Source organism: Desulfatiglans anilini DSM 4660 (assembly GCF_000422285.1).
GTDB classification, from domain to species: Bacteria; Desulfobacterota; DSM-4660; order Desulfatiglandales; family Desulfatiglandaceae; genus Desulfatiglans; species Desulfatiglans anilini.
Genome location: NZ_AULM01000064.1, coordinates 1 through 10,924 on the forward strand (window position 1 = coordinate 1; position 10,924 = coordinate 10,924).

Sequence of the window (10,924 nt, forward strand, 5' to 3'; positions counted from 1 at the left end):
CGAATTGAAGCGCATATCAAAATCTGTGTGCTGGCCCTGTTGCTCCAACGGGTAGCCGAGTTCATGACCGGCAAGACATGGGGGTGGCTCCATCATGCCTTGGCTCAGTTCCAGGCCACGGAATTCGAGACCCCGAGTCACCTATTCTTTCGACGCAATGAACCCCCAGAGGAGGTCCTGTCTACGCTGAAAACATTAAAAATTTCAATCCCTAAACCGATTCTGGAAGTTGTGAACCGCCATTCAGAAGCGTAGTAACACGCGTTTTTTGGGCCTACGTCTAACCGTTCGGATTTAATGCCGTTTCCGGCTACCCTTTGACTACCCACCCGGAACCCAGGCCTGGGCCAGGCGCTTTTTGTTGCCTCCGGCGCGTACATCGCGGGTATTCTGAATTATTATCTCAACTGGCCTATCTTTATTACTATTCCGACAGGTACGTTTGTCGGGGGTGCTTTTTGTACCTTTTTGCTTATGCCCGTTTTGAGATTAAGAGGCATATATTTTAGTATGGTTACGCTGATTTTACCCTTAACGATTGGAAAAGTTTTCGAGGCGCTACACATTTTGGGCGGGAATGATGGATTGAGTGGTCTTGGAAGATTTACAAATTCTACTGTTACGTGTTTTTTGGCAGTTTTAGCGACGCTGGGATGCTTTTTTGGAATGCGTAGACTTATGGCAACTGATTACGGCCTTGTTTTTATATCGATTGGAGATAATGATCAAGCAGCCATGAGTGGAGGGATAGATGTTTACTCCCGTAAAAATCAAAATGTGTTCTTAGCAGCTGCAGTGGGCGCATTTGTGGGAGCATTTATCACACATTGGATTGGTTTCGTTGGAACCCCTGCCTTTGCATTGGACTACTCCATCCTTCCAATTGCCTCTGCTGTTGTGGGTGGGATCGGAAGCCAGGCGGGAGCGATGGTAGGCTCTTTTATTGTAGTGCCCCTTGCGGAAATTTTGCGGACCCTTGGGGGGATAAGGATGCTTTTTTACAGCTTGGCCTTGCTTGTATTTATAATTTTGCTTCCAGAGGGTATTTTTAAATATTTGGAAAGAAAATACCATCAATTTGAGCGACGCGTTAAAGTGGAGTGAGGGAATGAATGAAGGTTATATATTACAGGTATCTCAACTCAACAAGGCCTTTTGGGGTGTGATTGCCGTATTCAATGTCAGTTTTGAGCTGAAAAAAGGTGATTTTTTAGGAATCATCGGTCCGAATGGGTCTGGAAAGAGCACCTTGCTTAATCTAATAACAGGGTTTGTGCGGCCGGATTCTGGCAGTATTCTATACTGTGGGAGGGAAATATCTGCCAAGAAGCCCCACAGTATTGCTAATCTTGGTATTGCTCGGACCTTCCAGATGGCGAAGGCGTTCTATAGGATGCCCGCGTATAAAAATATAATTATTCCTCTTTGCTCTGCGAGGGCAAGGCAATTCAGGGGAGGTGTATACGGCGAGAGAGATGATATCGCCATGGATTTGCTGGAGGAAGTTGGCTTTGATCGTAGCTCCGGTGTACCTTATAAGTTGACGAGCAGCCTTCCGCATGGGTACCTAAAGCGTCTAGAATTGGCTCGAAGCTTGGCGCTGCGGCCGGATTTAGTTGTATTGGACGAACTCTTTTCAGGCATGAGCATGGCAGAAGTTGCTGGCACATTACCTATTTTGGAGAAGCTAAAGGAGAGAGGGACAACTTTGCTTATGGTCGAGCATAGATTGAAGGAGCTTTTTCGAGTTGCAAATAGGGTGATTGTTCTAAATTACGGTCGAAAGGTTGCTGATGGGTCTCCTCGTGATGTAATGGAGGTGGAAGCTGTTAAAGAGGCCTATCTTGGGTCTGAGTAAATGGGGGCACTGCATGATGCTTGAAGTGAAAAATCTTATGGTGTTTTATGAAAATGCCCTTGCTTTGAACGATTTTAGTTTTCACGTTTTAGAAGGCGAGTTTGTAAGTGTTCTAGGGCCAAACAGTGCAGGAAAGACAACGATGATGAATTCGATTTCTGGCCTTCTTGAAGAGATGAGGGTAAGGGAGGCGAGGAGGGGGGGGGTGAGGATTACAGTCCTTGGAGAAATCCTATATAAAGGGGATAATATTCTGGGAGTTAAACCAAAGAACAGAGTAAAAAGGGGGATTGTACTCGCTCGTGAAAGGCATCCCATTTTTCGCGAGAGCGATGTCGTTGAGAACCTCAAGATTGCCGGATATTTGCACGGTAGTGGGTCGGTCAGACAAGATATCCATTCTGTTTTTGAACTTTTCCCTACTTTAGAAAGATTTAAGAATAGGAAAGCTGGTTTTCTAAGTGGGGGAGAACAGCAAATGCTTATGATTGGGATGGTTCTGACTGCTAGACCTCATTTATTGCTTCTAGACGAGCCCTTACTTGGCTTGAGCCCCATGCTGCAACGCAATTTAGTTGAAGCTATGAAGCACATCAATCATAAGGGGATCACACAGTTGGTGACAGAACAGTTTGCGAGGCCGCTCCTACCGTTTATTGATAGGGGATATATATTGGAGAATGGAATGCATACACTGAGCGGGACAGGACAGGAGCTTATGGATAACCCTGAAGTTAAGTCCGCCTATTTTGGGATATAAGCGTCAGGAGGTTACGCGCGTGGAAAAAATAGTTGGCTTAATAGGGTCGCCCAGAAACCTTGGTAACAGTGAGCTGATGATTAAGGAGATCAGTCGCAATATTCCTATGGAACATGAATTGATACTGATAAACCTCACAAAAATAGATGTGAAGCTGTGTACAGGATGTTACAAATGTCTTTTTGAGGAAGGAAAGTGCTCATTAAAGGACGATTTGGCAAAGGTAATAACGATTCTGAAAGAAGCCAGCGGTGTGATACTGGTGGCCCCCACTTATTTTCTGGGAGCTTATTGTGCCGTGAAGATTCTTTCAGATCGAGGACTTATGGTTTTGGCTGAAATTGAAGCATTCTATGGAAAACCGGCTGTTGTCGTCGCCTTGGCTGGCATAGAAGGCAAAGAGGGGAGTTGTCAGACGGATCTGGCTTCGTCTGCGGTTTCGCTTGGCTTTGTTGTTAAGGATCAAGTGACAGTTTATGCTGCCCTCCCAGGTGAGGTGTTTATTTCTGATAAGAACAGGGACGTTGCTGCTCACCTCGGAAAAATCCTTCTTGATCCCAACTATGTGAGGGTCTCCAAAGCGCACGAGTGTTCCGTGTGCTTAGGAAACGCTTTCAAGTTTTTGGGCAACGATCGCGTTGAGTGCCTCAGTTGTCATAATTCGGGGCATATAGAATGGGTCAATGATGGTCCTATAATGCACATGACTCGTGATCCCAAAAATATTGTGGGTGACCTTGAAAGCAGATTGCTTCATCGAAAATGGTTGGTTGGAATGAAACAGAAATTTTTAGAAAAGAGAGAGTTGTTGAAAAGTATTACATGCGGATATCGAGAAGAAGGAAAATGGATGCATAATCATTAGTTTTTTTAAGATAACAGGTAAAGTTATTGTTTAAAATGGAATAACTTGGTAAGGCCGAGGAGCTGTAATTGACTATCGCAATAATTTTTGGAGTATACAGTAGTTGAAATTTCAGCTTGTGAGGAGTGCAAAATTCCGAAGCCCAATTTTTTGAAAAGATAGCTACCATGCGAGGCTAAGTGTTGCACCGAAACCCAGTTGAGAGTCTGGAATGTGACATTATTGACTACCTTGTAGAGGTTCGCTTCCGTGGTACGGGGCTGCGAACCGATGAATCGGTCGCAGCACTCCACCCTCTAAGGCGCTGAGCCCCAACGGAGGCATGCCACCAGGTGTCCATCCGGGTAGGCGAGGTACTTCAGGTATGCACTGACGATTCGGGGGAGCGCCAGGTAATGGTAATTATCGACCAGGTGATTGCACAGGACTTCATCCGGGGTGCGCCGGGGCATGTCGATTTTCAAAGAGGCAAACGCGGAGACCGTTCCGTGAAACTCCAATGTGTCGTTGCTATTGCTGCGTCGAACAGGCTTACGGGGCTTCCGATGATTCGTTGTCGACAAAGACCGGGGGAAATTAACAACCTACTTTTCCTGGAACTTGAGGAATAGCGCACGGCAGGCCATCTCTTTGAGTTGCCGATTCGGCTGCCGCCAGTCCCAGTGCTCACATAGCACCCGGGAGATTGCGGTTCGACCTCGTTCCAAATGCCGGGAGATGGTAGCACGGATAAACGAGAGGCCTAGGTTTCTGATCGGACGACCACGAATTTGATACAGGATCTCTGCCAAGGTGCTGTTCCCTCTTGGGAAAGCACCCTAGCAAAGTATAGCCGCGGACGTCAGGGGAAAATGTACTCCCTGACAAGCTTTTCTAAATCAGGAATTTTGGTCGTTTAGGGCGGAGGTGGAGCGCAAGCCGGAGCTGGAAAGACAACCGAGGTTTCTGAGTATAGCCTCGGCTCAGGTCATAAATTGCTCGGTTTGAAGTTTTCATAGTCGGGAGAGCATCAGTGTCGAAAACAGAACCTGAGTTCCGAATCCGCCAAAGCTGGCCTAGAATCTCGATGTTATCAGGGAATGAAATTTGAATCCGCTGCCAAATTGGATCGCATTGCCCCCCTGTGATTGATAACTTAATTTACTATATAGGACGACATAAAGTTTTGCGAATAATGGAGACCTGTTACATGATAGGCTCCGAAAGGAGGTGAAGCATGTGCAAGCTGGAAATTACAGATCCCGAAATCATGCGGATGGCGATCAAGGACGAGATCATTAGATCCGAGGATTCGCGATACGATCATCGGCTTCATGGTGTTCTCCTGGTCAGCCAGGGATTCAGCTGTGCGAAGGTTGCAGACCTCTTTGGCCACTGCCCTCGTGCGGTTCAGAATTGGATGAAGCGCTTTGAGGAAAGCAGCTTTGCAGGGCTGCAAGAAACCAAGAGATCTGGCCGGCCAAAATCCATTGATGACAAAACCATCCGGGCCGTTGCCTCTGACCTGCGAAAATCGACCGAAACGTTTGGCTACCGCCAGAATCTCTGGGACGGTAAGTTGCTCAGGCATCATCTTGCCACCCGGTACGGGGTCTATCTCGGCGTACGTCAATGCCAGCGCCTTTTTCACCGGCTTGGGTTCAGACAGAGGAAGCCACGCCCGGTCATCGCACGATCCGACGCTGAGGCGCCGCGGAGACATAAAAAAACCACTGCGGATGGCCAAACGTTGGGATCTTGATATTAAATTCGAGGACGAATGCCACTTTTAGCAACACGGTTCCCGCTGCACCATGTATCTCCCGCCTGAGGATATGGACCCCGTTGTGCTGTATGCACTGACAGGCAAAAAGATCGGGGTATATGGCGCTGGGTGCGCTCGTGATGGGCGCTTTCTCGTGCAAGGGGTGAAAAATTCTGAGCGGAGTCGTTTCTCATCTTCCTAAAGAATCTTTTCAGGCGAAGGGCGAAAAGAAAGAAAATGGTTGTGGTCGTGGATAATGCCCGTTGGCAGCACGCAAGGCTGCTCCAGCCCTGGCTCAAAGCCCATAAAAAACATCTTCATCTTGACTATCTTCCTCCCTATATCCCGAAGCTTAACCATATCGAAAGGGTCTGGAAATTGATCCGCCGTCTGAAAACCCATAACAGGTGTTTTGCAAGCTTGGAAGAGTTAGCCAAATCGGTATTTCAGCAATTCCGCGACTGGTATGATCCGAATCAAACGCTTCATGGTCTATGCGCAATTATTTAAGACGCTATGTATAAATCTGTAAATTTACTGATATTGAAATTTTGAAAGACACCGTTTTCAAAGACACATGTTGAACTTCGCATTACTTTGGCAGCGCATTGGGCGCTTAAATCATATGAGGCAGGCTGATTCTCCGTTTTTGGATTTTTTGGTTTGGGTGTATTTTACACTGCAAACCGGGCTGTTTCGCATGATCTAATTTGAAAGGAGTTTATAGAACAATATGGAATTTTTATTATCAAAAGAACAGGCGGATGTGAAAAGTGCGGCCAGAGAATTTGCGGAAGGCGAATTTCCGTCAGTTGCGAAGGACTGCGACCATGAAGAGAGGATGGACATGGCCCTACTCGAAAAGGCAAGAAGCCTTGGTTTTGTAGGCGCCATTATTCCTGAGGAATATGGGGGACCGGGGCTGGGCTTTTTCGAAAATGCCTTAATTGTAGAAGAATTTTGGCGAGTGGATCCGGGCCTGGCGCAGGCCATTATATCGTGTACGTTCGGAGCGGAGATCCTTATTGCCTTTGGGAATGAAGAGCAAAAGCGGAGATACCTGACACCTCTGGTTGAAGGAAATGCAATCCTCGCCACCGCCATAACCGAACCTAATTCTGGATCCGATGTTGCATCCGCTGAAACCAGCGCCGTGAAGGATAACGATTTATATATTATCAATGGTAGTAAGATATTCATTACTAATGGGTCTCTTGCGGATCATGTGATTGTTTTTTGTAAGACTCACTGTGAGGAAGCTTCGCGGCACAGACAATACAGCTGCATTATTGTAAATGCCGATGCCGTGGGGTTTGAGGCGAACAAGCTTAAAAATAAGTTGGGCATACGTGCTTCTGATACTTCTGAATTGGTGTTCAAGGAGGTTCGCGTACCGGTCGAAAATTTAATCGGAAAAGAACAGGAGGGCTTCAGACAGGTCCTCTGTCTGTTTAACCGCGAGCGGGTGACGGTGTGCGCCCAGTCAACGGGCCTAGCCCAGGGCGCACTGGAGCAGGCTATGCGGCATATTTCTCAAAGAAAACAGTTTGGAAAACCCATCGGAACCTTTCAGGCGATCCGGTTTAAGATTGCCGAAATGGCTACCCTGATCGAGGCAGGCCGTTCTCTTTACTATCGGGCGGCCTGGTCCCTTGACAACGGGAAAGAAAATCATGCACTTGTGGCCATGGCCAAGTGGTTTTGCGCTCAAAATGCCGTGTCTATTGTGCAAGAGTCTCTTCAGATGCATGGTGGGTATGGATTTTTTAATGAATTTGACATTGCCCGCTTTTACCGTGATGCAAAGATTCTTGAGATATACGAAGGGACCAAGGAGATGGAGAAAATCCTTATAGCGAACTCATTATTGGGCAAAATCCCTATTGTCTAAATTTATTCCCAGCCCGCCGAGTGCTATTTACATTTGTTGAGCTGAGAGGATCACAGAGATGATTATTAACCGCCTGTAAACCTGATGATAATTAGTGTCCATCCGGAAATAGGGTTTTTCCCGGTTTATAAACGGGATTGACATAGACCCAGATTCTGTTAAGTAAAAATAACACCGGAATTTTGGACATACTGAGGCTATGTAGGGTGCGAATTAAAAGTTGTATGAAAGAAATTATATCCGCGCATGAGTAAACACTAAGGATAAGCAAAGGAGGATGAGGTGTGAAATATAAAAATGTAGAGTTTAAAACGGAGAATGACATCGGAATCTTGACCATCAACCGCCCTAAAGCCATGAATGCTTTAAATGAAGAGGTCATTCAAGAAGTTGAAAGCGTTTTGCGAGATATTAAGGGAAACAGCGCAGTCAAGGTATTAATATTTACTGGGGCGGGTGAAAAAGCTTTTGTTGCAGGTGCTGATGTCAAGAACATCCGGAGTTGGGGCCTTAAGGAAGGATTTGATGCCGTGAGAATCGGCCATCAGATGAACTATGACATCGAGACATTAGGCATACCTACAATAGCAGCTGTCAATGGATTAGCTTTGGGAGGGGGCTGCGAACTCGCTATGTCTTGCACATTGCGAGTGGTTTCTGAAAACGCGAAGTTTGGCCTGCCGGAACTTGGGTTAGGTGTTATTCCGGGATACGGCGGTACCCAGAGGTTAACCCGATTGATAGGGAAGGGGCGTGCTCTGTGGTATTTGCTCACAGGCGACATGATCGACGCGAAAACTGCGGTGGATTTCGGGCTGGCCAATTTGGTGGTAAAGCCCGAGGAGTTGATAAAAAGATGCTTAGAGATTGCCGGCAAGATAGCCGAAAAGGCGCCACTGGCTGTCAAAAGTACCCTATTCGCGGTTAAGTATGGGTCGGAGACAGATCTGGAAACTGGACTCATCCTGGAAAGCGCTCTGGCTAATTTGACTATTGCCAGTGATGATAAGAACGAAGGTATTGACGCGTTCTATGGAAAGCGCAAACCACATTTCAAAGGCCAATAGAGGGGCTATCAATGCAAATCAGCAAGGAACTCAATTTAATAGTAATTGGCGCCGGAAATGTCGGCATGAGCATTATTGAGGCATTCGCACGGCAAGGTTTTAACGTGATTGGAATAGACCTGAGCGAGGAGGTTATCAATCGAGGCAGAGGAAAGGCGGAAAAAAGCATCGCTAAATCGGAGGAGAAAGGCAAAATATCGTCCGAGGAACGGGTGGCTGTCTTGAGGCGGATTCAGATGACTACTGATTTTGAGGTGGTCAGGGATGCGGATGTGGTTATCGAGGCAGTATTTGAGAATATGGAGGTCAAAAAGGAGCTGTTCAAACGGTTGGACAATATGGTGAAGTCTGAAGAGGCATTGCTTTTGACAAATACATCGTCTCTTTCAGTGTCCGAAATAGCCTCCGCGACGAAACGGCCGGATAAGGTGGCGGGCATGCATTTTTTCAATCCTGTGCCCGTCATGAAGCTGGTGGAAGTGATTCGGGGGGTTGAATCTTCCGCAGATACCATCAGTAAGGTCGCGGAGTTGTCTGAGTTGATGGAGAAAAGACCGATTATCTGTACCGACAGCCCGGGATTTGTTGTCAATCGGTTGCTGCATATCTTGGCCGTTGAGGCAAGCAAAATCGTGGAAGAAGGCGTTGCCACTGCTAGGGATGTGGATACCGGCGCTAAATTGGGATTGGGGCATCCCATGGGACCTTTCGAGGTCTTCGATTTTTTTGACGGCGTCCCATTGCTTAAAACCGTCTGTGATTATTTGGAAACTGAGTTGGGCAGTCGGTTCAAGGTTCCCGTCTGGGTCAAAAACTACCTCAGGGCAGGTAGGACGGGTAGGAGTTGCGGCAAAGGATTTCATGACTATACACAAAAATAGGTGAGGGAAGAAGGTATGAAAAATTAAAGTAAAAAAGGTTTTCGTGGTCAGTTTAAGGTTGGTGGGAAGAGGTATCCTTCAAATATGCGCGCCTAAGGGGATTTCCCTGTCGATTATACAAAGCATAAAAAATGGAGAATATTAATATGGATCTTACAAGGAAAGTAAAGAAATTTACACTCGAATCAGGTGCGGATATCGCTGGCGTGGTCTCTGTTGAACACTTAGAAAAGATTATCCCAACTGAACAGAAACCTTTAAAATTACTAAAGAATGGAAGGAGTGTTGTTTCATACGGAGTTCATATGTTACGGGGAGTAATCAAGGGAAAAGATCTCCGACTGAAAAGATACAACGGAGTTGAGACATGTCGTGCAAACGATGATGTCGGGTTTAAGCTGTCTCACTACTTAGAAAAAATGGGATATGAATCACTCATTATCCACGCGGACATTCCGGTGGATTTTGAAAAAAATACTGGAATGATGGGAGACTTGTCGTTAAGGCATGTGGCAGCGGAGGCAGGCCTGGGGGAGATTGGGCTATCGACCAATTTCGTGTGCAAAGAATATGGTCCACGAATCTATCTTGGAGCGGTGATTACCTCTGCTGAGCTTATTCCAGATAAAAAGTCAGATGACAAATTGTGTAAGGGAGTAGACTGCAGCCTGTGCCTGAAAGCCTGCCCTGTAGGGGCGATTCATGAAAATGGTACTAAAGATCACAAACTTTGCCTCCCTCAAGCTATGCCATTTGGCCTAAAATATACACTTCATCATTTTAATGCGATTATGAAGGAAAATAACATAAAAAGGCGTGGGGATCTCATCTACAGTGCTGATACTTTTAACGTGTGGCAGTCTCTTTTGACCAAATTGGGTGTCTTTGGTGGCTGCTTCACATGCATGGATGTATGTCCTGTTGGAAAAAGTTAGTTAGTCTCCATCCAGAAATAGGTTTTTCTCAGTTTACAAGCGGGATTGAGATAGATTTATATCCTGAATTTTGGGAATGTAGAAAAATTTAACCGTTCTTTACTTATGGACAAGAGGCTAATATATCTTTACAGCCGTTCACGATGAAGATGTTAGCTATTTATTCGGATCTAGTATCATGTAATGCTTAGAATTGCGGATGTAAGCGTTTCAAGTGGATCCTGGCATTGGGTGTTTTGAAGTGCCAGATAATTTTTTTGCGCTGTTATTTCGGTCTATTCCCATGTGGCCACTTCAGCCCGCATGGTAGCAATATCGGCGATTCTTCGGTCGAGGCACTGCCCTTTTATGACGCTGAGTTCGATCTCCGCTATGTTGAGCCAACTGCCTTGTTTCGGCGTGTAATGAATCTCAAGCCTTTCGGCCAGTTGCCTGGCCTCCGGGGGCTCGAACGTCTCATACTCGACTTTACAAATAAGCGAGCAGAAACCGCTTGATTATCTGTGATATCAATATGTTAGCCGTTGTTTGATCGTAGGACCCTACTGTATGCCGAAAAAATGCCTTCTCAAATGCAGCATATATAACCATCAAGGATATTTTCTCTTGACATGTAGGACCCTACTCTATATAGTGGGTGCCATGGCGCACCTCCACAAGAAAATCAAGAAAGGCAACGCCTACTACTACGTGCGTGAGACCCAACGCATCGATGGCAAACCCAAAGTTGTCAACCAGGTGTATCTCGGCTCTGCCGACAAAATCCTCTCCGTCTTTATGGCCAAAGAGAGCGGGTTCCCCAGCCGGATTTCCTCCAAAGAGTTCGGATCGCTTTTTGCCCTGCTTGAAATCGACAAGCCTTTGGACCTCGCCGGCATTGTCGACGACGTCGTCCCTGCAAAAAGGAAGAGGCAGGGGCCTTC

Annotated in this window: 11 protein-coding genes and 3 pseudogenes; 12 read left to right on the forward strand and 2 right to left on the reverse strand. The window is 46.4% G+C overall.

The annotated features are described in order from the left end of the window. From H567_RS29430 to H567_RS0120215, 5 genes and pseudogenes are all read left to right on the forward strand, one after another. Positions 1 to 255, forward strand: a pseudogene (locus tag H567_RS29430) (IS1634 family transposase); the annotation flags it as partial. A gap of 87 nt (positions 256 to 342) precedes the next feature. Continuing rightward, on the forward strand, positions 343 to 1,104 hold the full coding sequence (locus tag H567_RS26275) for a branched-chain amino acid ABC transporter permease (RefSeq protein ID WP_084517642.1): 762 nt from the start codon (positions 343 to 345) through the stop codon (positions 1,102 to 1,104). Positions 1,105 to 1,108: 4 nt separating this feature from the next. Then, entirely contained in the window at positions 1,109 to 1,858 is a 750-nt protein-coding gene (locus H567_RS0120205) for an ABC transporter ATP-binding protein (protein WP_028322780.1), read from the forward strand. Between the two features lie 13 nt (positions 1,859 to 1,871). Further along, positions 1,872 to 2,618 (forward strand): ABC transporter ATP-binding protein, encoded by a 747-nt coding sequence (locus H567_RS0120210; RefSeq protein ID WP_208598437.1) that lies wholly within the window; start codon positions 1,872 to 1,874, stop codon positions 2,616 to 2,618. A gap of 19 nt (positions 2,619 to 2,637) precedes the next feature. Continuing rightward, positions 2,638 to 3,483 (forward strand): flavodoxin family protein, encoded by an 846-nt coding sequence (locus H567_RS0120215; RefSeq protein ID WP_028322782.1) that lies wholly within the window; start codon positions 2,638 to 2,640, stop codon positions 3,481 to 3,483. A 296-nt stretch (positions 3,484 to 3,779) separates the two neighbouring features. Here H567_RS0120215 and H567_RS28795 read toward each other — a convergent pair whose 3' ends face one another. Beyond that, positions 3,780 to 3,983, reverse strand: coding sequence for a DUF4338 domain-containing protein (locus H567_RS28795; RefSeq protein WP_244155527.1), 204 nt, complete (start codon positions 3,981 to 3,983; stop codon positions 3,780 to 3,782). Between the two features lie 755 nt (positions 3,984 to 4,738). Here H567_RS28795 and H567_RS30185 point away from each other — a divergent pair. The 6 genes and pseudogenes from H567_RS30185 (at position 4,739) to H567_RS26285 (ending at position 10,001) form a co-directional block, all read left to right on the forward strand. Beyond that, positions 4,739 to 5,224 carry a helix-turn-helix domain-containing protein gene (locus tag H567_RS30185; RefSeq protein WP_353743105.1) on the forward strand — a complete coding sequence of 162 codons (486 nt, stop codon included), beginning with the start codon at positions 4,739 to 4,741 and terminating at the stop codon, positions 5,222 to 5,224. Positions 5,225 to 5,416: 192 nt separating this feature from the next. After that, positions 5,417 to 5,737: pseudogene (locus tag H567_RS28140) on the forward strand (transposase); the annotation flags it as partial. Between the two features lie 223 nt (positions 5,738 to 5,960). Continuing rightward, positions 5,961 to 7,118, forward strand: a complete 1,158-nt coding sequence (locus H567_RS0120235; protein WP_028322785.1) for an acyl-CoA dehydrogenase family protein — start codon at positions 5,961 to 5,963, stop codon at positions 7,116 to 7,118. Between the two features lie 284 nt (positions 7,119 to 7,402). Next, positions 7,403 to 8,185 (forward strand): enoyl-CoA hydratase/isomerase family protein, encoded by a 783-nt coding sequence (locus H567_RS0120240; protein ID WP_028322786.1) that lies wholly within the window; start codon positions 7,403 to 7,405, stop codon positions 8,183 to 8,185. 11 nt (positions 8,186 to 8,196) lie between these two features. Further along, positions 8,197 to 9,066, forward strand: a complete 870-nt coding sequence (locus H567_RS0120245) for a 3-hydroxyacyl-CoA dehydrogenase family protein (protein ID WP_028322787.1) — start codon at positions 8,197 to 8,199, stop codon at positions 9,064 to 9,066. A 131-nt stretch (positions 9,067 to 9,197) separates the two neighbouring features. Further along, on the forward strand, positions 9,198 to 10,001 hold the full coding sequence (locus H567_RS26285; protein ID WP_208598438.1) for an epoxyqueuosine reductase: 804 nt from the start codon (positions 9,198 to 9,200) through the stop codon (positions 9,999 to 10,001). A gap of 275 nt (positions 10,002 to 10,276) precedes the next feature. Here the strand turns inward: H567_RS26285 and H567_RS30190 are convergent, their stop codons facing one another. Next, on the reverse strand, positions 10,277 to 10,477 hold the full coding sequence (locus tag H567_RS30190; RefSeq protein WP_153306298.1) for a transposase: 201 nt from the start codon (positions 10,475 to 10,477) through the stop codon (positions 10,277 to 10,279). Positions 10,478 to 10,607: 130 nt separating this feature from the next. Here H567_RS30190 and H567_RS0120255 point away from each other — a divergent pair. After that, positions 10,608 to 10,924, forward strand: a pseudogene (locus tag H567_RS0120255) (hypothetical protein); the annotation flags it as partial.

What these genes read in the sequence shown, in the direction of transcription:
- H567_RS0120205 (WP_028322780.1), top strand. Translation starts at nt 1,109, where the DNA reads ATGAATGAAGGTTATATATTACAGGTATCTCAACTCAACAAGGCCTTT.
- H567_RS0120210 (WP_208598437.1), top strand. Translation starts at nt 1,872, where the DNA reads ATGATGCTTGAAGTGAAAAATCTTATGGTGTTTTATGAAAATGCCCTT.
- H567_RS30185 (WP_353743105.1), top strand. Translation starts at nt 4,739, where the DNA reads ATGGCGATCAAGGACGAGATCATTAGATCCGAGGATTCGCGATACGAT.
- H567_RS0120235 (WP_028322785.1), top strand. Translation starts at nt 5,961, where the DNA reads ATGGAATTTTTATTATCAAAAGAACAGGCGGATGTGAAAAGTGCGGCC.
- H567_RS0120245 (WP_028322787.1), top strand. Translation starts at nt 8,197, where the DNA reads ATGCAAATCAGCAAGGAACTCAATTTAATAGTAATTGGCGCCGGAAAT.
- H567_RS26285 (WP_208598438.1), top strand. Translation starts at nt 9,198, where the DNA reads ATGGAGAATATTAATATGGATCTTACAAGGAAAGTAAAGAAATTTACA.